This is a genomic window from Dulcicalothrix desertica PCC 7102 (genome assembly GCF_003991905.1).
GTDB lineage: Bacteria > Cyanobacteriota > Cyanobacteriia > Cyanobacteriales > Nostocaceae > Dulcicalothrix > Dulcicalothrix desertica.
In genome coordinates this window covers 145,725-166,754 of record NZ_RSCL01000019.1, presented here as the reverse complement: position 1 = coordinate 166,754, position 21,030 = coordinate 145,725, and the positions used below count along the sequence as shown (strand labels likewise).

At 39.4% G+C, this 21,030-nt stretch carries 23 protein-coding genes and 1 pseudogene; 2 read left to right on the top strand and 22 right to left on the bottom strand.

All coding sequences use genetic code 11. The features are described from left to right. The 4 genes from DSM106972_RS34125 to DSM106972_RS34110 form a co-directional block, all read right to left on the bottom strand. Nucleotides 1-2,072, bottom strand: a 2,072-nt coding sequence (locus tag DSM106972_RS34125) for a helicase-related protein (RefSeq protein ID WP_233787944.1), incomplete at its 3' end; no start/stop codon positions are given. 615 nt (nt 2,073-2,687) lie between these two features. Next, nucleotides 2,688-3,638, bottom strand: a complete 951-nt coding sequence (locus DSM106972_RS34120; protein ID WP_127084857.1) for an RpnC/YadD family protein — start codon at nt 3,636-3,638, stop codon at nt 2,688-2,690. Between the two features lie 671 nt (nt 3,639-4,309). Continuing rightward, nucleotides 4,310-5,494, bottom strand: a complete 1,185-nt coding sequence (locus DSM106972_RS34115) for an Alr2735 family protein (protein ID WP_127084856.1) — start codon at nt 5,492-5,494, stop codon at nt 4,310-4,312. A 104-nt stretch (nt 5,495-5,598) separates the two neighbouring features. Further along, entirely contained in the window at nt 5,599-6,195 is a 597-nt protein-coding gene (locus DSM106972_RS34110) for a hypothetical protein (RefSeq protein ID WP_201800826.1), read from the bottom strand. A 238-nt stretch (nt 6,196-6,433) separates the two neighbouring features. Here DSM106972_RS34110 and DSM106972_RS34105 point away from each other — a divergent pair, with 238 nt between their 5' ends. After that, complete coding sequence (locus DSM106972_RS34105; protein WP_127084854.1) at nt 6,434-6,610, top strand: plasmid partition protein ParG; 177 nt, start codon at nt 6,434-6,436, stop codon at nt 6,608-6,610. A 404-nt stretch (nt 6,611-7,014) separates the two neighbouring features. Further along, nucleotides 7,015-7,842 (top strand): hypothetical protein, encoded by an 828-nt coding sequence (locus tag DSM106972_RS34100; protein WP_127084853.1) that lies wholly within the window; start codon nt 7,015-7,017, stop codon nt 7,840-7,842. 160 nt (nt 7,843-8,002) lie between these two features. Here the strand turns inward: DSM106972_RS34100 and DSM106972_RS34095 are convergent, their stop codons facing one another. The 18 genes and pseudogenes from DSM106972_RS34095 to rppA all read right to left on the bottom strand — a co-directional run bounded on the left by DSM106972_RS34095 (nt 8,003) and on the right by rppA (nt 20,942). Beyond that, nucleotides 8,003-8,209, bottom strand: coding sequence for a type II toxin-antitoxin system RelE/ParE family toxin (locus DSM106972_RS34095; protein WP_233787943.1), 207 nt, complete (start codon nt 8,207-8,209; stop codon nt 8,003-8,005). A gap of 121 nt (nt 8,210-8,330) precedes the next feature. Further along, on the bottom strand, nt 8,331-8,828 hold the full coding sequence (locus tag DSM106972_RS34090) for a hypothetical protein (protein ID WP_127084852.1): 498 nt from the start codon (nt 8,826-8,828) through the stop codon (nt 8,331-8,333). A gap of 256 nt (nt 8,829-9,084) precedes the next feature. Next, a complete protein-coding gene (locus DSM106972_RS54100; RefSeq protein WP_233787942.1) occupies nt 9,085-9,327 on the bottom strand; it encodes a hypothetical protein in 243 nt (80 codons plus the stop codon). Further along, nucleotides 9,287-10,375, bottom strand: coding sequence for a hypothetical protein (locus tag DSM106972_RS34085; RefSeq protein ID WP_233787941.1), 1,089 nt, complete (start codon nt 10,373-10,375; stop codon nt 9,287-9,289). Before DSM106972_RS34085 ends, DSM106972_RS54100 begins: the two co-directional genes overlap by 41 nt. Nucleotides 10,376-10,640: 265 nt before the next feature. Next, on the bottom strand, nt 10,641-12,653 hold the full coding sequence (locus tag DSM106972_RS34080) for a DNA translocase FtsK (RefSeq protein WP_127084851.1): 2,013 nt from the start codon (nt 12,651-12,653) through the stop codon (nt 10,641-10,643). Nucleotide 12,654: 1 nt separating this feature from the next. After that, nucleotides 12,655-13,725 carry a peptidoglycan DD-metalloendopeptidase family protein gene (locus DSM106972_RS34075; RefSeq protein ID WP_127084850.1) on the bottom strand — a complete coding sequence of 357 codons (1,071 nt, stop codon included), beginning with the start codon at nt 13,723-13,725 and terminating at the stop codon, nt 12,655-12,657. 29 nt (nt 13,726-13,754) lie between these two features. Then, nucleotides 13,755-14,582, bottom strand: coding sequence for a hypothetical protein (locus tag DSM106972_RS34070; RefSeq protein WP_127084849.1), 828 nt, complete (start codon nt 14,580-14,582; stop codon nt 13,755-13,757). A gap of 5 nt (nt 14,583-14,587) precedes the next feature. Then, nucleotides 14,588-14,857, bottom strand: coding sequence for a hypothetical protein (locus tag DSM106972_RS34065; RefSeq protein WP_127084848.1), 270 nt, complete (start codon nt 14,855-14,857; stop codon nt 14,588-14,590). 2 nt (nt 14,858-14,859) lie between these two features. After that, a complete protein-coding gene (locus DSM106972_RS34060; protein WP_233787940.1) occupies nt 14,860-15,327 on the bottom strand; it encodes a hypothetical protein in 468 nt (155 codons plus the stop codon). 41 nt (nt 15,328-15,368) lie between these two features. Further along, complete coding sequence (locus DSM106972_RS34055) at nt 15,369-15,821, bottom strand: hypothetical protein (protein ID WP_127084847.1); 453 nt, start codon at nt 15,819-15,821, stop codon at nt 15,369-15,371. A gap of 11 nt (nt 15,822-15,832) precedes the next feature. Next, nucleotides 15,833-16,660: a phage terminase large subunit family protein gene (locus tag DSM106972_RS34050; RefSeq protein ID WP_127084846.1), complete on the bottom strand. Its 828-nt coding sequence runs from the start codon at nt 16,658-16,660 to the stop codon at nt 15,833-15,835. Between the two features lie 8 nt (nt 16,661-16,668). Beyond that, complete coding sequence (locus DSM106972_RS34045) at nt 16,669-16,887, bottom strand: hypothetical protein (RefSeq protein ID WP_127084845.1); 219 nt, start codon at nt 16,885-16,887, stop codon at nt 16,669-16,671. Next, on the bottom strand, nt 16,871-17,134 hold the full coding sequence (locus tag DSM106972_RS34040; protein ID WP_127084844.1) for a hypothetical protein: 264 nt from the start codon (nt 17,132-17,134) through the stop codon (nt 16,871-16,873). Before DSM106972_RS34040 ends, DSM106972_RS34045 begins: the two co-directional genes overlap by 17 nt. Nucleotides 17,135-17,142: 8 nt before the next feature. Next, nucleotides 17,143-17,760 (bottom strand): hypothetical protein, encoded by a 618-nt coding sequence (locus DSM106972_RS34035; protein WP_233787939.1) that lies wholly within the window; start codon nt 17,758-17,760, stop codon nt 17,143-17,145. Continuing rightward, nucleotides 17,714-18,112, bottom strand: a complete 399-nt coding sequence (locus tag DSM106972_RS34030; protein ID WP_127084843.1) for a hypothetical protein — start codon at nt 18,110-18,112, stop codon at nt 17,714-17,716. Before DSM106972_RS34030 ends, DSM106972_RS34035 begins: the two co-directional genes overlap by 47 nt. 370 nt (nt 18,113-18,482) lie before the next feature. After that, nucleotides 18,483-18,770 (bottom strand): annotated as a pseudogene (locus DSM106972_RS34025) (methyltransferase domain-containing protein); the annotation flags it as partial. Between the two features lie 20 nt (nt 18,771-18,790). After that, a complete protein-coding gene (gene rppB / locus DSM106972_RS34020; protein ID WP_127084841.1) occupies nt 18,791-20,203 on the bottom strand; it encodes a two-component system sensor histidine kinase RppB in 1,413 nt (470 codons plus the stop codon). Then, entirely contained in the window at nt 20,190-20,942 is a 753-nt protein-coding gene (gene rppA / locus DSM106972_RS34015) for a two-component system response regulator RppA (protein ID WP_127084840.1), read from the bottom strand. The genes rppB and rppA overlap by 14 nt, the downstream gene beginning before the upstream one ends. Between the last annotated feature and the right edge of the window lie 88 nt (nt 20,943-21,030).

The following is a 21,030-nucleotide window of genomic DNA, read 5'->3' as shown; positions in this document are numbered from 1 at the left end:
CTGATTTTTTCTCTCTCGACAGCTTTATCCCAACTGTTATGAACTAAGTCAATGGCAGATTCTTTATTGTCTAGCAAATCTAGCAATGATAACTGTACTGCATCTTTTGCCTTGTCAAACAGTGATTTAAATACCGCTTCGGAAACTGTAGTACTATCCATCGGGACAGGAACAGTAATTCCTAAAGTCTTGTGAATTTGTACTGCTTTCCGTACTAACACATCCATCACGGCGCCGTCTACCGGATTATCTTGTCCCAGAAGTAAAAAAGTTTTAACCTTTTCTGCGGGCTGTCCATATCTATCTATCCGACCTTCACGCTGTTCCAGACGATTTGGATTCCAGGGTAAATCGTAGTGAAGGACAGCATTAAAGTGGGTTTGGAGGTTAACACCTTCACTTAAGCAATCAGTAGCAACTACTATTCGTTGCGAATAAGATTTTAATTCCAGAAGACGAATTTCCCGCTCGTCTTCCGAAAGTTCCCCAGTAATGGCAATAACCCGAACTTCGCCTTTTTTCTTCTCCAATTTTTGTCTCAAAGCTTCAGCAACATAATTAGCTGTGGCAATGTAACGACACCAAATAATTGGGTTATAACCATCCTTGAGCAAAGGTTCAACTGTATCAATACAAGCTTGCAACTTAGAGTCTTTTTTAAACAGCAAACTTTCGGCAGCTTTGACAAACTCTCTTAATTTACGCTTGTCTTTGTCGCCGTAGCTTTCCTGTCCCTGCTCTACAACAACAGTAGGCGCCGCATCTACAACTTGTTCCTTATCTACAGAGTCATAAACATAAGAACTCATCAGGTCTTCATCCATAACTGGAGAATCTTCCCCAATGCTCATTCCTGACTCTCGAATACCCTTCTTATTTAAAGTTGTAATAGCTGCCGCAGGAGAAGACATAACGCAGCGAATTAACGCTAAAGCCGACCAATATCTACCCCGACGCTGGGCATAACTCATTTCACTGGTAGTATCTTTTACCAATCCACGAGCAAAGTTATAAACATCCTCGAATAAACTTTTATACTCGCGCGAGAGTTTATAAGCCACTTCCGTATATTCGCGTTCTGGGAAAGGTGTCTCATCCCCCAACCATAATTTCACATCCGCTCGGCGCCGTTGAATAAAGTGTTGTGCTAAAGTTTTGCGCTGCTCCTCGCTCAAAAAATCTAACGATAACTGCTCAAACTCTGGTTTCAACAAACCTAATAACGACAAAAACGCCTCTTCAATACCACTGTGGGGAGTAGCGGTAAGTAAAATCAGATTTCTATCAGGTTTTGCTGCAATATCTTGAATTAATTGATGCCGTTGCTGTTGCGATGCACTTTTATTATTACCACTAGCACAGGTGTGAGCTTCATCCACAATCACCAAATCTGGGCAGTGGGTAATAAAACTAGCTTTTCTACGTTCACCCTTTGCGTAATCTAAACTAACAATAATATGGCGGTAGTAACTAAAAATATGCTCTAAGTTAGGTACTCTACGCTCTAATTTAGAAGCAGTCCCAGAGCGAATTACAACCGCATCAATATGAAACTTCTCCCTCAGTTCCTGCTGCCATTGGTCGCACAAATGCGGTGGACACAAAACAGCAATTCGCTTTACCTCACCACGGTCTAAAAATTCACGCGCGATTAATCCAGCTTCAATAGTCTTACCAATACCTACATCATCAGCAATTAACAAACGTAACGTATCCAATCGTAACGCCATTAATAAAGGCACCACTTGATATGGACGAAGACTCAGCGATAACCTGGCAAAACAGCGAAAAGGTCCGGCGCCGCTTCGCAACAGCAAACGCGAAGCATCCATTAAAAGCTGTGCCGCTGTATGGTCTTTAACTTGATTTGGCGACGGTAGAGGAAACGCAGCTTCGCTTATCTCTTCCAGGTTCATTTCTAACAACTGTCGGAAAATTCCTGTAATTTCTTCCTCATTCCCAGACAAAGAGCGCAATCGCACCACATCTAAGTTTTCTGACGGCAAAACTACCCACTGCCGACTGCGACAGCGCACAATAGAACCAGGTTGTATATCAAGGGTATCGGTCATGGGTACAACAAGAGAGCAGCTCAAAGCGGCAGAAAACTAGAATGTCTTCTGCCTCACCCTTTGCTACGGTGTAATTACTTAAGTATTTTCCTGGTTTTAACATAATTTTATATAAACGGCTACTAAGCAGCCCATATTTATTTGGTAGCCAGTAGCGACATTTTAGGTCTGGCGCTGTTCTGGGGCGTAAGTCATGTAAACTGCAAAAGTTTTTCTCTAAACCAACCGCTTATGCTAAGTGTGTCTGTTGAGGTAGGCGCCTCTAAAAAATCAAGACGAGCGTGCTTTGCTAATGTGAGTCACTGGAGTTTGAAAATAATGGTATTGAGATTGCCTTATGATTGTATAATCAGACCTAGAAGAGTACGGCAGTTCTTTTGATTATAAACAAATGCACGATTCTGCTTTAATGGGATTTTTTGCAAGTCAAATCTTAGCTATCGTTAACGAATAAACATAGTAAATAAAAACGTGTAAAATTATATTGCGTAAAATTTACATCTGAATCATTTATTTAAACTAAAAAGTAGAAGCATAACTATTACAATGCCTCTACTTATCTTGAATCAAAACGTATCATAGCACGTGATTGATTCAGTTTTATCATTCCTTTTTTTAATCAAGCTCAGGTATTTGTACTTCATTTAACTTTATTTGGAATTCCTGTAAAGAAGCTGTTGTAATTGCATCTTTTAACAATTGTTTAAGTACATTAACATCCTCTATTTCTCCAAGGCGCGCGCTAACTTGTGGTGGTACAGTTTCAAACCGCGTCTCTATAGCTGTGGCAACTGACTCACGGCTTGCTTTAACCATGCCGTCTATCTCAAAATCTGTATAAAAAGGCATTCTTCTTTCCTCCAAAATACGTGTAAATTCCTGTTTAAAGTCTGCTTCCAATTCACGAGGGAACACCATCATCCATTGGATTAGACGAAATAATTCTAGTATCTCATTTCTATTATAGCCACGTTCATAAAGTCCGCGTACTAAACTTAGTTTAGACTGAAACCGTTGCTGGTCTTTTCCAAATGTATCTAAAGTACTCAAATGCGCCATTATTACCACCGCAAATGGATTTTTAGAACGCTCTAGTTCATCCCAGCGTGATTGAAAATCCAATAACTTTACCATCGGGTATTCTGTACTGGTGTTAAATCTCCAACGTGAATAACCGAAACTTGTCGGGCGCCAATTCGGGTCATTATCTCCAAGTACGACTAAACTAATGGTTTCTATATCATTCTTATCAAATAACCTATGGTTGTAAATATATATTCGTTTGGGAAACTTTTGTTGGTATTGGCTCTGTATTTCAATGTGAATCAATACAACAACTTCTTCTCCATCATGTAACCAAACTTTTACTAGTTTATCTGCAAGTCTATTTCCAGTTTCAGCATCTCTAGTTACCTCTCTTAAATCTGTATCTAACGATTCGTAACCCCTTGACCAATCTATGTCAGCATGAATCCAAGGAAAGCACAACTCTAGAAATGATTCAAAATAAACATCTAACGCTTCCTTCCAAGGAGAATCATAGTCTGCTAATTTTCTTTTTGCCATTGCAGATTTTCACCCTCAATAATTATTATTATTTTACTCGATAAAATAAGTAAGTTACTATTTTTAAATTATATTTAATATGTATTTTATTTAATGTAAATCATTTTGTTATCTTAATGTTTTTATGGCAGAAAAGATTACAAATTATGACCACGATAATTTTGTTCAAACGCTAACTGCTGTTTGAAGCATAAAAACTTTAATAGCCTCTGTTAAGGCTCATATAAGCACAATCATTAACACTTGAACTTTTGTTACACATAGCATTTTGCTTATCTTTTACAAATGCTATATAAACGGTGCCAAGTTTTTGAGTGTCGTTATAATTATTACCCTATGCACTAACAAGTTTTCTCTATGTATAAATCATTCTTGATTTAACATCTCTCTAACTTGACTGATGTTATGCCGATTTGTTTCCTCTGAACGACGAGCAAGGAATTCCATCAGTTCTTGATTTTGTTTGAGCGGTTAGAGCAACAGGAGCGTGTAAAATCATTCACCTCTGATATTAGGAATTCCCGTCATAATGGTGTTCTAAGGATAATTGTTTTATCACATGCCATTGACAATATTTTTATCAGATTAGCGTTTGTTGTTGAAAGGTCAATTAATCTCATCACTTCGACTCCTTAGCACGAAGAGATACTTTTACTATAAATCTTCACTATTCAAACTGTTATGGAGTTGATTCGCTCTTGCTCTTTAAGCCAACTAAGCACACTTGACTTGCTAACGCTTACAGGTCTATCCTCACCTTCAATAAATATTTGGAATGACCCTGTTTCTAGCTCGTAGTAATCTAAAATCAAGTTGGATTCTCTTGCTTTGTTCAAGGCTTTTACTTGCAGAGGCAATAATTCCTCAATTCTTGATTTTTCTGCTTCGCTTAACTGCTCAATTGCTTTATCTTTAACTGACTGGTGGCGATATAATGCGCTTCTGATTTGGTAGTAACTTGTAGCTGCTTCTAACTTTTCAATCAGTACTAATGTTTCTTGCTCCTCTGCATTAGGCGCCACAGTAACGTTATCAGTCAGGGAATTATCTTCCTGATGGTTATCGTGGGTTGAAACTTCTTCAATTTCATGGGTAACAATTTGTTCAGGCTCTACTATGCTTGAGTCATCTTGTATCGCTTCAGATATCTCAACTGCTAATATCTCTGAACTAGAAAATGTTTCTGGCTCTGTGACAAATATTGACTCCGAGGTTTCAGTTTGAGACTGCTCAGTAGCTTGCATAATTTTCTCATAATAGTCTGCAACCGCCTCTCTGAGTATAGTTTGAGGAATCATTCCATGTTCATCTATTAGCCTCTGCGTCAGTACTCCTGTTCTTTCGTCATCTTCCCACACCGGAGGAAATTGACAATACCTTGCTCCAGAAGGCACCCTCCTCCAAATAACTGGTTTTTCTTCTTCTTTGGGTTTAAGTTCTTGTTCTTTTTGTGCTTTGATTAGTGCTTTTCTCTCTTCAATCAAATTAAGCACTATTTCACAGGTTAATCCACCTGGAGGATAATTTGTGATCAAATCGAGAATGGGTCTGTATTCCTTAGAACACAGCTTTAGCAGGATTGTTACTGGTATAGGCGCCAGTTGTTGTGGGCAGCTGACGAAATCTTGAAAGTATTGACCAATTTTGAGCGCACGCTTCTCTTCAAAGCTGCCTTTATTCCAGCCACAAATCTCTAACTGAATTTTATAATCACGCTTACTGTAGTTGGTCTTATACTCGTATAACAAGAAAGCCGTGTGAAGGTACTCAAGAGTACTGGTTTCTATGTGCGCGGTAGGATTTGGGTTTAATTGATGCTGCTGCGCGTAAGTGGCGGATGCAAGAGTAATAGTCATGTTAAGATACCTCTGGTTTTTATTGTTTGGTCTTTGTAGACCTCGTTTCTTGGTCTACTAAAGACTCTTTCTTTATTGGCGCCCTTATTGAATACAGCTATGAGTCAAGCTGCTCTTTGATTCCAATTGTTCGATTGGTGCTGGGATTTTGAAATGGCAGCCAGCGCGTAACCCAACGTGTGTTTGTGGATGCGGGGCATTTTGCTGAAAGTGATGTCTTGACCCCACTTTTGGACAGACCTGGCGCCGACGTGCAAGACTTGTGTAAGGGTTCTGATACAGCTTGCGTGAAATCCAGTATGAGATATGGTTTGTACTCTTTGCTGCTCGCTTAAGCCATCAAGCAAAATCTTCTCTAAAAAAATTTGAGGTTCTATTATTGGTGGTACATATTCACCATTAAGAATTGTTTCAACAATTTTTGAATTAATTTGTGCCGACTGTATGTAAGCAAGTCCAATCTTGCAGTAGTTAGGCATTCCATCAAAATTAAGGTCAGTCCCCCATTTACGAACCGTCGCTTTCTCAATGTTAAAGACGTGACTCAGCACAGTGATGCACTTTTTGCGGTACTGGGAGTCAGTTTCTTCTTCTAGGAGACTTTCGGCGCCGAGAGTCGCTATACCAAAGCAATAGCGTAGAAACTGCCGAGGCTCTAAACCTTGTGTTGGGAGGATTTTGAGTGTGTTGTAGTTGTTCATGATTATTCCTACGTGTCAAGGGTGGCTTAATTTTTACCTGACGGAAAATCCTTTTATGGCGGGTCTTTGATAACTAGACAAATTTTTCATTTTTACTTGCATATGGAATTTGCGGAAGTTTTTGACCAACAATGTTATTGTAGAACACATGGGTCACATATATCAATAAGGTCACATGGGTTATTTGCAAACTGAGTTGCCTAGCGGAAAATGAGCGTGTGGTATATGTGACCCATTTATGTCAGATGAAAATAAAAAGGACGACCCTACTGTTAGCTTTAGAGTTTTTCTACCTGAATCTAAAAGAACAGAGTTTAAAGTCTGGTGTGCTAAAGAAGGTACAAATATGAGTGAAAAATCTAGAGAGCTTATAGAGGAATGGCTTAAAAGTAAAACTAATCAAGGCGGCAAATGAATATAGCAACCATAGACCCATTTGAGTTACCAACAATCTCATTATCACAACGCTACGGATTATCCATTCGATTACTGCCATCGTTTACTAGCCTCACAAATAAAATCAGCTTTGCCGTTAGTTTTCCATGCCTAAATGACCATAATGGTATATATGCATCAAAAAACTATTGATTTTCCCATCTAATGAATGAGACTGAAAAAAGTAATCTTCTTCAATCTCGAATTTCTGTACATTTGGTTCAACATTACCAAACCCAACAATTTTATATTCACTTTCTTTACATTTCTTTATTTTTTGGCAGTGTTTAAATTTTGAGACACTGCCACATCATTACGTTTTTTAACAATTTTGATGATAAAAGCTTCAAATATGCTTTGTGGTTTCGGTAAACTAAAGTAACGATGAGCAAACACCAACAACAGTCCGAGCCAAACCCAAAGCTACCTTCAAAACGCGGTCGCCCAGTCAATCAGGAAAAAGACCGTGTGACGTTTCATATAAATATTGAGATACGTAATCAAATTGAAAATTTGATACCAGACATGGGTAAGAGCTTGTCGATGGTAGTCAGGAACCTAGTAAATCTGGGTTTAGAGGTTGTTGGTTTATCTAAAAAAGGGCTTACAACTCCTAGAGTGGGTAATGTAAAGGAATGGCTTGCAAATTACACATCTTTGGGAACCGAGTTGGCTATTGCATGTGAAACTCTAAATTTGTCTGCTCCAAAACCAGGACAAGTAGCCATTTGGCTTTTGGATAAAATGGCTTTCGGGTCAAATAACCCCCAAGTTATTCATGAAGATGAAGATAACGCTGTAAGCCTTTTAGAAGGAATTCGCCTGGGTAAAAAACTACAAGCGTTTAGCTTGAAGCAAGCAATAAAATTACCGACTAATGAAGAATTTGATACTTGGTTGGGGCAATTACACGGTAATGCGGTTATTGGGCAAGAACTTGTAGCAACTTGCAAAACTCTTGGTTTACAAAGACCAGAGAAAGGAAAGCTACAGGATTGGCTAGAGGATATGGTAGCCCAGAAAGAAGCATCAAATTATACAGAATTAGATTCAGCTTCAGGGAATTTGCAGCCGTTTTTAGATTATTTATTTACTCTTAAGGCGCTACCTACAGAAGATGAGGAACAGAAAATAGCCCATCAGTTTGGTGTAGAACCAGTCTATGTTAAACGATTAATATCTCGCATGAGGTTTGATGAACATTTAAATTAGCTTTGACTAGCAATTTTAGTATTAAAGTTTACACGATTACCAAGATGGCGCCTGCATAGGCATCTTTAATTTCTCGTTTAGACACGTCCGTGGCACTCTTCGCTGTTTTAGCTAACTTTCTTCTCCCAAATCTTCGTCTAAAAGAGGTTCGATGTCTCTCCTACCATGCAGAACTCTCAAAATTTCCACATCCGCAATCTATTGTTCGGTAAAAGACTAAGTAATTTTTAAATCCTTTAACTGCCTGTTGACGTACATCCACTAAATTCGGATTATTAAATTCCCGCACCCTGCCCATATTTGGTGTTTGAGCTAACTGCTTAAAAGTCTGATCAGCAGCGGTCAAAAATTTATCTGAAACATCCATATTATCCTGAGCAATATAAGTTGCCAAGCCGCAAAATTGGAAACCGTAAAGGTAGATTTTCCTACTAAGTAGTTAACCCAATGGAGGCGCCAGGGCTTTTCATCAATGTCCGCGTGCCAATTTACTCTACATGCTTAAACTGTTGCTCAATTTGATAAGCGTGAATTTGTTTTGCGAACAAAAACTCCACTAAACCATCAAGTCCACGTTGGCGATATGCAGCCGCGTATCCTTTGATTTCGCGATTTCGGCAGAAATCTCGAAGTTTACGGATGCCCAACGCTTTCAAGTTTTGGCGCCCATTATCAACATCAGATAACTCGGTTTTCGTTTTATACTCATCAATGGTTGTTGCCATATCGGCAAGTAAGTTTTCGAGAGTATGGTCATTTTCAGCTTTTTGGGAAATATTATCTTTATCAATTTGAGCTTGGACAATACTATGGGTAAACTCTTCATTCACCACAGGTAAATTGTCTTCAACAGCAATATCGATTAAGAAAACCTGACACATTAGCCAAAAAATAACTACAAACAGAACAACCGGAAATAAAATATCGTTGATAGCTTGGACTGAAGCAGAAGTTTCAAACGCAGAAAAATCAAACAGGTTAAACATAATAGTTCCTCCGTTATTGTTGATGGGTGAGTGTAAATAATCCACCCAGTAGTGGGGGAAATTCCCCCGTGCTGAATGAATTATTTACAAACCACTAACAAGCAGAAGAAATATTGGTGCTACTACGATGAAGCAGGAGATAAACCAAATTGGATTATTTGAGGTTGTTTCAAAGGAATATGTAGGTTAAGATAACTCTTTACATCTGATATTCAACTCTGAGTATTTTTAGTAGAAATGCGCGAGAAAAACTAATTCATTTTCCGACCTTAGCCTTATTAACTTTCAACCACCCAATAAAGGTAACTAAATTGTAATTATGCTTTAATTCCACAGGAACAATTGATTCATAAGGATACAGCGGAACACCATCGAAACGAAAACGGTAGGTACGAGTAATTTTAGTATTTAAACGCGGACAGTAATTAGTCCGAATGCCAATACCCTCGTCTCCAATCTCAATAGTAGCAATATCCTTTAACTGTTTTGCTTTCGTCATCAATTTTAGCAGAGTAATCAAACTCAATTACCGCGCGTGCCGCAAAATATTGGATGTAAGAAAGTAAGCGAGCATGTTCGCCTAACTCTAAAAGCTTGTCTGAATCGTTTGAGTCTTCAAGAAGAATTCCCGCCCACGAAAAATGAAATCTACGTAAGGTGTGATTGTCCCATAAAGTTAGAGTACCATCATCGTTTTTACTCAAATATGCCCTATTTGGCTCAATATCTTGATTCAAACGCTGTAGTATTTCTGACCGCTCGTATGGAAAATAAGCTCGTTGATTGTTTTTATCAGGCTGCCAATCAGGACAGATACAACTAGAATCCCAGCCATAGGGATGGTAGCCGCAGACCACTTTGTCGGCGCCGTGAAAATTACGACATCCAAGGCATTTTTCAATGTCAGTCCCAAAATCAGCTTTAAACTGTAATTGTGGACGATGAAAATCAATAAAATCACGAGCAGCATCACGAGGTCTTGAAAGGGTTGAAGAAAAAGCTTTACCTATCAGCTTATCTTCATCACAATCAGTGTCAAATATTTCCATGAGCATGTTAGTATCGAACGAATCCAACTTATCGTAGATAATAACTTTTCTGTTTAGTTCATCTTCTATTCTCCCGACAATCAACTTACCATCAAGCGTGCGACAACCATTAAGGTTCATCAACTGATATAAATAAAGAGAATCAGTTGGTTCTTGTTGCACGCTATCACTTGGCTTAAATACCACACAATTATTATTACCAGAAGTTCGAGATTCCTCCTCATCCTTATCAACAGCATCTAAGAAGTTTGCAGCACTAGCTGCAGCTACAACGGCGCCAGCAAATCCAACTCCACCGCATAAGCAAAAACCCATACCAAAAGTAGTTAGGCTTTCTATACGTTCTTCTGGAATGGTTTTAACTCCTGCTTTTGTAATTAAGTGGAGTCCCAAACCAGTAAAAGTTGAAAAGGCGCCGATAGCAATCGCAGTTAGAGAAATAAATCCCAGTGCCACATTAACAGTCTCAAACACTTGACCATAAACTTTTCTCAACATGGTTTATCCCTCTTTAAATACAGGTTTACAAGAACAAAAATTACTCTTGCCCCGGCATCTTCTTAATTGGGATTTGGAGAGAAACAATTAGCCTACACCTTACTCTGTTAAATCTTCCAGAACCGTAAAATTGTCCTGTACTACTTAATTTTCAGTATCGGTCAACTGTTTCATCCCCAATTGTGATAGTAAGAATCGAAACTTACTTTATTGCCTAAAACAATAATCCACCAACTGGAATATCACTTCAATCAAGCATAGTAGCTTAATTCTCATCGCTATCATCTGCCTCTACAGTCGCGATAAAGTTATATACCACATCACGCACTCGTTTATATTTCCTCCCATCCGCGCGCGACAACTTAAATATTTCTTGAACTATTTGATGCAACTCGTAACCTCTACTATATAAAGACAGAATTTGAGACTTGCTTAAATCATCAAGGTCAATATTCAAAGAATCTACTTCTGTTTCTTGATGAAGCAACGATTTAGTGATAGCTTTATTTAAGCGATTACGTATTTGCCTATTACTGGCGCCGCTATTACTATTGACTGGAACTCCAAAACTAGAAAAATTTAACCCTGAATTCCAGCAAGGCATATCAGTGTGGACATTCATACAGGTGTCGAGGAATGCCTGGAAGTCAGCTTTGGCGCCTAAATACAGACCTTGAAGACGCACAACTCCTTTTGGAGATTTGTAAAGCATATCCCCACCTCCTAATAAACTAGCCGCGCGGTCATCATCAGGATTGCCCAAAATAATGCCGCTATCTTCAGGACGGGACACCACAAAAGCAATCTTACCCGAACAGTTTGACCGAATTAGGGGTTTGATTACATCCTTATCGGGACGCTGGGTAAAAAGGAAAATATTAATTCCTGCTGCACCCGCTTTTGCTAGCAATTTCATTAATGCCATCTCCATAGAGTCTTTGTAAGTAGTATCCGAGAGCAAGTCAAAACATTCGTCAGTCACAGAAACAATTCGAGGTATGGGGCAATTAGAAAATAGTTGGTTATACTCGTTGATATTTTCAACCCCTACCCGTTTAAACTCTTGGTAGCGGAGTTCCTGTTCTGCCACCAGGTAATTGAAAATTTGCAACGTGCTAGCTGCATCTTCGGCAACAGGCGCCACTAAATGAGGAAGTCCGTTAAAGCAAGTAAGCGAAACTAGCTTTACATCACTAAGCGCTAATTTGACCAAACTGGGAGGATAACGCAGGGCAAGATATAAAACCATTGCTTTTTCGTACTGACTTTTACCGCCACCTGTCATACCACCACCTAGGGTGTGGTAAACATTTGAGTCACACAAAGAGATTTCAATGTACTTCCCGTTAACATCCACCCCACCAGGGATAACTATCCGGTTAATATCAATCTCGCTTGTTAGGTCAACATAGTCTGCAAAACAAGCTGTCTGCCTGTCAAGTCTGGGAATATCAAATACAACTGCCCCTGGCACAACAGATATCATAGGCGGGTTTTCTAAACCTAGTTCTTCGCCAAGCTGCTGCACCAAGTCATTACCTAAACCCTGGACTTTTTTAAAACTAACTCCCTTTCCTAACTTAATTTTTACTCGTTTAAAGGTCGGACCAGTCTTGGTATCAATATAATTACAGGTAATGCCAAAATCATTTAAGGCGCCGACCAATACATCACCAACTTTATTTTCAAAATTTTCTTGAATAATCGCGATATCTTGATTATCATCTCCTGTTAAAGAATTTGTATTAACATTTTTTTGTGATAACGATAGAGTTTCCCCTGTTCGAGTAGCAACTAACTCTACCGTTTTATATACCAAATGTTTTAAATAAATATTTTTAGTTGAATCAGCTACCTTAATTAACTCTTTGTGAGATGTAACTTCTTGATAAAGTTTGTACAGGTCAAGTATAAAAGCATTACGCTCGTACTTGCTAATGTATCTATTAGTTAAAATGTATTCCAAGGCTAGTTTAGAAAAAGCCAAATCTTCTAGGCTTAATTCTGACTCACAAACTTCAAGTATCTGATGAACACAAGTACCGCTAATTACTGCTTGGTAAAGCATCTCAAATAAATAGTCATAGTCATAGCTTTTAATAGGGCGAATAATTTTACTACCAAAGTCAGACTCTTGCAGAATATTCAAAACATATAGCTGCTGGCTAAAATCAAATAAATTTTCAGCTTCGGTCAAAATATCTTGATTTGATAATCCTGCTTGTTTGAGACACATAATTGCTTGATATATCTCCTCATTTGAGTAGTTTACCTGCATATCATTGACCTCTATAAGCTAATAATTGCTGCTGATAATAACTTCTCCATTGTTCTAAAGTTTTTGCATTTTGATTATAGTTGTTGTAAGGCATACTCGCCCAAACTCTTCCTAATTTTTGAAGAGCAGCATCTAAATTACCTGCTTCAACATCAGCTATAGCTTGATTGCGACGAATATATTCAACTGCCATTTTGTCTTGAGAAGTAGGAGAAAAATTAGTCAACTTTAGTTTTGGTTGAAGGTCATACCAAGATTTGTCTAGCATCTGATAAGCACCAGCAGCAGTAGAACAAACGCTCTTTCCATTAATTGGGGCACATTGTTTAATTAACGGATGGGTTGAAAAATCGTTAAAAGTGCCATTAAAAACTAACTTACGATAACTCAGAGAACCCGAAGTACCAGTTTCAGCCCAACGAATTGTTGCTAAAAAAGCACGCATTCTTTGGGAGTAAGAATTTGCGAACTGAGAAAGCAAATAAGGGCGTGGATTTTGAGGTTTACCATTAACCCGAACTTCAAAATGTAGATGTGGACCTGTGGACATTCCTGTACTACCAACTGCTGCAATCATTTGCCCGCGCGCTACTTTCTGACCAGTCGCAACATAAAGCTTACTAGCATGACCGTAGAGAGTAGATACCGAGGTGTGCTTAACAATAACTGTATTTCCGTAACCCCCCTTCTCTCCAGCAAATTCAACGATTCCAGCATCAGTTGCATAAATCGGCGCCCCCAAAGAAACAGCAAAATCAATACCAGTATGAAACTTCCGCTCTCCTGTAATGGGATGCTGGCGCCAACCAAACCCACTTGTGACAGGAGCATTTGCAACAGTAGGAAAAGCAATTCGACTAATTGAGGCGCCTGTAGTAGGTAAGCTACCAACTCTTGTTTGGAGAGATTTGACGAACTGTTGAGATTCAACCCATTCAGAAAATTGGGGAACTATCATCGCTGCAACTAAAATTCCTGTTGCAATAGCATATTTCCAATCAGGGTTAGAAGCTTTATTAAGTACATTTTTACTCTGATGCTTGCTACCCTGAAAATCAATAACAAGTCTCACGTACTAATTCCTTGAATTACCTGAGCTATCTACAAATCATCCGCATCCAAAATGGTTGTGGTAAAAACAAAAGCTCGATTTCGACGGTAGCGAGGGTCAGCTTTCACCAATTGCATAAACTTATACAAATGACCACTTTGTGATTGAGCAGCAAGACAAGCGTATGAAGCACGGTCAACCTTAAGTTGGTCACTTCCCGAATGTTGATTAAGCCCAATCATTCCTGACTGAATGGGTTCACTGTCAACTTTGCCATTACGGTTAACATCGCGACGAAAGTTAACTGGCGCCACTTGAACCAAACCTTCTTCTGAACGCCCAAATATACCGTTGTGAATACCTACTCGCCAAGCTTTATATTGTCCTGACTCAATAAATGCGGCGCCTGCTTTACCTAAAGGATTACGGATAGCAGGCAAACCAGGTTTTACTGTCGCAGCCCAATTACCAGCAATAGTTGGCTGACCATTACGAAACATTAAAACCAAGCGACGGTCATACCATTCATTAATGGCGTTACTGTTGGGTTTACCATTTTTATCGGCGCCGCGCAGATAAACAATATTAATCTCTCCTTCGTTGGTAAATACTTGGTAGCCTTTACGACGCATCGCTTGGTATACACGGCTAGCTAAACTATTACTAACAGGCTGCCCAAACTGAGGATAGACGACGGAACGAACTTGCTGAATTACAACTAAAGAATCTAGCCAATTGGAAATAGGAGCAACTACAATCGACCCAACTAAAACAGTAGTTGCAAGCACATACTTCCAACTTCCTCCCTGCTCATCAACAACATCCGTACTTGTAACATCTGTTTGGGAATCATTATCAGTCTCGAATGTGATTCGCATAGCTATTAGTTTTTTGAATCATTGTTCGCCCAGCAACCAATCGAAGCTGAACTTAATACCTTCTCAAAATCATTATTTGGCTCGCGACATTCTTGAATACTGGATGTGTCAGTTCGTGTAGTGAGACTAGAAGTAGGAACAGCCGCAGAAGAAGATTGCAATTTTTGAGCTAGAGTTACAACATGGCGCCAACCGTAAAACTGTAAATAACCTGGTTGCAGAATCTTTAATATCCACAGTGCCAACACTAACCAGAAAGTAAGTTTTACTGACATGGCTATTCCAACTGTCGAACCACTGGCATAGAAATAGTAGGAACTTTCTCTGGTACTACTTCAATCTTTTTACCGTTAACATAACCAGGTCCTTGATATGACCCGTTCAGTAAAAAATTGACCAACAAAAACAATAACCACGAACCTACGGCGCCTACTCCTACTGGGGATTTTATACAGTCTCCAAGGAAGTAAGCAGGATACCAAATGAACCTCCAGGGATTCTGAGGATGCAAGCGATGAGCTTTCCAGATTTCAACGTAAGGTATCTCGATTCGTGGAACTACTGCTTTGTTTGCTCCAGGTGAGGTAATATGTTTTACCTCAATTGGTTGAACTACCTGGGTATCAATTACATTAGGATAACCAGATTGTGATGTAATACCACCCTGTTGCTGTACTTGCCAACCGCATATTCTGCAACCTGTTTGTAGGCATAATTGCTCCCCCTTCAGAATAATCCACATCAAAAGTACGACGGTTCTTAGTCATATCAACGTGTCCTCAAAATTTAATGAGAATGGTTATCTTTAGGCTGGTTGTCATCAGCCCAATAGTCTTCAGTATCTTGAAGTTGAGCAAAAAACTCTTCAGGAGAAAGCACTCCTGGTTGATTCTCCTTTTGTGGAGAAATCACGCGCGGTGAAAACTGCACTACATTTTTGGGAAGGTTTGTTGCAGACGGTATATTTGTATCGGGTTGCTGCTTAGAAGATTCATGTTCACCGAAATCTAAAGATTTGTTGTAATCAGATAAACCCCAACCTAAAAAACAAGCAAATCCTGCCGCAAATATTACTGCACTACTCCAATGCACACCAACTCCAGGTGATTGCATTTGAACCACAGTCGTTCGTGATGACTCGGACAACACAGTACGCACGGGTGTACGACGCACGGCTGCTACAACATTAAATGTAGAAAGCACTATACAAATAGCTGCAGCAGCGAATTTAGCGTACATAACATCACCCCCTATTCAGGTTTTTTATCAGGGTAAACAGGCTTAACCGTTTCTTTCATACCTTGTAAATACAGGCGCCGTTCTTCCGATAGTTGTTTTATCTTGGCTCGAATATCTCCCAACTGTGCCATCTGCTTTACTGGGTCAGAATATCCGCGCGCTCGTAGTAACTGAGCTTGAGCAAGAGAGTATGGCTCAGTGCCAGAGCGGATTTGAATTAGCATCTGGTTTAAATCAACCGCTGGTTGTGATTCTAAATTTTGTGCGTAGTCAATAGCTTCTAACTTTCCTAACAGGAAAACAGCGGCGGCGCCTGTTGGTATTTTTTCCTCGACCTTAGTACCATCGGTTCGACGATAGCCCCAGTAAAATGTATTATTACCAGATGCAGCTTCTAACAAAACATCCAAGGCGTTAAATTTAACTATCTCCAAAGCTGGCATATAGTGCAGGCGGTAAAACCCTGAATTAGAGTCACTCTGCATCTTGGATATCTCACTTTTAAGTTGCTGTGACCATAAAGCTGCTGCCAACTGGCGCCATCCTGTCAATGTGGGTACGCCTTCAGATGAAGAATAATTAGAAAGATTGTCGATGTTGTAATCAGTTCGAGATAGCTTCTCAAGATACACTTCCCTAACTTGTTTGACTTGCGCCTTTGCTTGCTGTACCTCGGATGGCTGGTTGTTTGGTAACTGCTGCCGCCAACCTATCATTAAAGCAACCGAACCAATCACACATAAGGCGCCGACAGTAGAACAACCAGTCCATAAACCAATATTTACCTTTTTCTTTTTACGGCTTGGCTTACTATCTCGAACCTGAGTCGGTGTAAACATACCGCACCTCAACTATTATCAACAACCAATCTCAATTCGGGGCGCCTGTTTAGTTCGCGAGCAATTGCAATTGAGGCGCCACCCACAACTATCCCCGTTAGCAGTAATAATGGATGCAAAGCAAGAGTGGCGCCGACCCCAATGACATGACCTACCATCCCAGAAACTCCTAGATTCATTAATAGCCCACCAGCTGTATTTATCAAAAAATCAAACGCTGCGCTCATGTCCACCCCGTGTCCAAATTATTAAAAGTGCTAAAACTAACCCAATTAATTCGCCGATACTGGCGCCAATCAAAATTGGTTCAATTGACGAAATTTCTTGTCTTTCCTGAGTTGGAGGAATCGCTATCCAAGTTCCAATTACCGTACCTGCAATAACTGAAAGGCAATTGATACCAAGCGCTAAGGTAGATGTTTTTCTTAAAGAAAGTAAACTCTCGTCGCGCAGTTGATAACAAACCGGGAGCATTTGCTCAATTATTTCTTCTGAGATTGCGCGGTTTTCGGCTGCGACGACTTCAACTGTTTGTGAGAAGGCGTCGATGAACTGGCTAGCAGTGGGTGACTCCCTTCTCCCCAATTCACCTTGGCAAAAAAATCGTTATCGATTCGAGACTGAACTCGCTCTTGGGCTTGGTTGTAATCAGTATTATCTCCGTTAGTTAGTGAGGTGTTGCCATTAAAAACAAATTCTTCTAAAGCAAGCGTGGAAGTTTCTAGCACCACTTTATGCCGTAATTCCCCAAGCTGGATTCCTCTATCAGCATCCAGATAAAGCATCCCTACAAAACTATCAGGTGCCGCAAGTTCTGGGTCAGTTCCAAAACGCTGCTGAATGTACTCGCGCTTGTCGAATTTGTGGGCGCCTTTTTCTGTTTCCACTTTACGGTCACGCATCTCAACTAAATGTCGAGCAGCTTCATCTAAAGAAATAGCCTCGCGTGCAGCAACCTCTTTTAGGTGAACTAGCTGCTGCTCGACTGTTTCATCAACTGTATCGTTCGATTTCAAAGGCAAACCTAACAAGTTACAAATTTCCCGTAACTTGTCAGGCGACACTTGCAACTGTTGTGCTAGCTGATTTATATGCTTCATTGCGCTCCAACCTCTTAATTACCGACTGGACAATATAGTTCTCTCGCTCTTCATCAGAAATATGTTTAGTCAAAAAGTCGTAAAGACTAATACCGTTTACCTTTTGCATGAAAGCATCCAACCCACCCGCAGGAATTACTTGTTGTAAATACTCCTCACAAGTTAATCGCCGAATTTTGATAGCTACGTAGAAGGTGTCAGCTATCTCAACAGTGGCAGCATCAAAATATCCACCACGTTTTTTGGGTTTAACTATTCCTGCAAAAGGATACCAGCGCTGCAAAGCTGCAATTGATATCTCATACCTCTGGGCAAGAGTTTTCTGGGTGTACATAACATCATCACATACCATCTCAAATTAAACTAAATAAGACTTTGTATTGAAAAAAAGGCAGACTAAAAATTCACCAAAAATAATGTGAATTAAAAAATAATTTACATTTTTTGTTGTTTTAGTTTGGGTTTAGTTCAACTGAAGCAGAACTCAAAGTTACTTAACAATGAGTTCAAATTAATAATAGTCAGCTTATGCATTACTTTTAGGTATTGCAACCTCTTTTATCTATTGTGTTCGCAAAAAATAAAACTTTTTTTTTAAAATAAAATACTTGAGATGTAAATTGCGTATTAAAGAAAAAATATTCGCAGTTTCACAGTTATATTCATACCTGTATATGGCTACCGCACAGCACTATTTTGCAGATCAATATCACAATCTATTTTTATTCGCTTTTAATTCCCACACATACAATACTTGTGTAACGGGACAATCCGAAAGTAAACGGACACAAATAAATGTCTGTTAGTCCAACGGTTTCCATCATCTTTGCTAAAGTATTCGGAGCAAGACAACTGTTACCCCAACGCGATTCTAGCCAAAAACCGAGTAGTCCCGGACGTGTTACCGCAATAATTAATGGCGCCCCTGGACGTAACACCCTTACCATTTCCTGTAGTCCGGCAGTTGAGTTTGGTAAATGTTCTAGCATGTGGGCACTTATAACCAAGTCAAAAGTATTGTCAAGTCAGCTTACTTTGGCTTGCTCACGCGACGATACAATTTTTTTAGTAAAAACATAGAACTTTTATCGTTCATAGCAGTGATATCCAAAGGTAATTGAACTGTAAAAATACTACCGAGACCCAATTCGCTCTCTACATTTAACTTACCTTTATGTACACTTACTATCGCGCTTACAATCGCTAAACCCAATCCTGAACCACCAGTACTGCGAGAACGGTCGCTTGAAACACGGTAAAAGCGGTCAAAAATGTGAGTAAGTTCCTTCTGTGGAATACCAATACCTGTATCCTGAACTTTAATTACAGCATAATGGTCGCTTCTATTTAAAAATACTGTTACCTCTCCTCCTTGGGGCGTGTAGTGAATTGCATTTACGATTAAATTAGATATCAAACGATAAAGCTGGTCGGTATTACCAATAATATTTAAGGGTGTTGGCGCCCTCTTTACAGATGTTAACTTGACTCCTGCTGCGGCTGCCATTGCTTCAAATTCTTCTATCAAATCGTCAATAATTTCCTCTAGACAACATAGTTCCCGTTGTTTAATAGGTTGTTTTTCTAAACGCACTAACATTAGCAAATCAGCTACTAAAGTCGTAAGTCGCAGATTTTGACGATGTATAGTTTGTAAAATATCTCGTGTCTCTTCCTCTTCTAATTTTGGTGCCAAAAGCGCTGATTCAACTGTGGCGCCTGTTGCAGCTAAAGGTGTTCGCAATTCATGCGCTGCATCGGCTGTAAACTGTTGAATTTGCCGATAGGATTGATATATTGGCTGCATCGCTAATCCAGCTAGCCACCATGATGCAATTGCAATCATTACCATTGCAATTGGCAACCCCAATACTAAAGTTAATTTTACACTATCAAGATAACCATTAAACTCTTCCAAACTTCGCCCGACTTGCATATAGCCCCAATCTTGATGACTCTGGGTATGTAAAGCTACAGTAATTTGATGATAATCTTCACCCTTACTATCTCTGAGAAATTGCCAAATTTTTTTATTAAAAACAGTAGGTAAACCGGAAGGGTAAGAACCAGCAGTAGCAATCAATTTTCCCGAAGTATCAAAAAAACGCACGTAGTAGCTACTTTTAGTGACAATACCTAAAAGATGACGTTTAGAATCTAGTGGTTGTTGAATACAACTTGCCCCAGTGCTACAATTATCTATATTGGGAAATAGTAGATGTGCAATTGGTTCTAAACGTCCAGGTTGCTCTAGTTTTAGTTCGAGACTATCGTGGAGTGTTCCTGCTACTGACTCAATTTCACTGTCTAAAGCTACCACATGAGCATGGAACACTGCTCTGTAAAAACCGAAGGCACATAGGCTTAAAATTAAACCCATGACAATGGCATAGTACAGAGCTAAACGAACGCGAGTTAGTCGAAAAAGTTTATTCTGATTCATCAGTAGAGTTAAGTCGATATCCCAAACCGTGTAAAGTTTCAATTAGGTTAATGCAACCACTGCTGGTTAGCTTGCGACGCAACAAGCGTATTTGTGCTGCTACTACGTTGCTACCTGTTTCTGCATTCACTTCCCATATTTGATTACGAATTTGTTCGGTAGTAACAATTTGGTTGGAATGCTTCATAAAATATTCCAGCAGTTGAAATTCTTTATTAGTAAGAGAAATTACTTGTTTTTCTCCGGATGCATTTTGGCTTACAACTGCACTGCGACTATAATCTAGACTAAGATTACCAACAGTAAGTTGTCGGGTTTGGAACTGTGGCGAACGACGCTGCAAAGCTCGTAACCTTGCCAGTAATTCTCCCATTCCAAAAGGTTTTACCAAGTAATCATCGGCGCCTGCATCTAAACCAGCAATTTTATCTTCCATTCTATCCTTAGCCGTAAGCATTAAAATCGGCAAAGAATTTCCTTTTCGACGTATTCTTTTGCACAATTCTAAGCCAGTGATACTTGGAAGCATCCAATCAATAATAGCTACAGTATATTCTGCCGAGCTTTGTTCTAAATATGCCCACGCTTCTGTACCATCCATTACCCAATCAACTAAGTACATCTGCTGTTTGAGAGTACGTTTGATTGCAGCTCCTAAATCCGGTTCATCTTCGACTAGCAACACCCGCATATCTAATTGAGTAGTTAAAGTTTCGTTGTTGGTTTGTGTAATAAGCATAATTACTAACTGGGTTATCCCCCTAAAAAATAGCTTGACAGGGTTTGATGAAATTAGAATGAAATTTTTAGATTTTAAAAAGGTATTT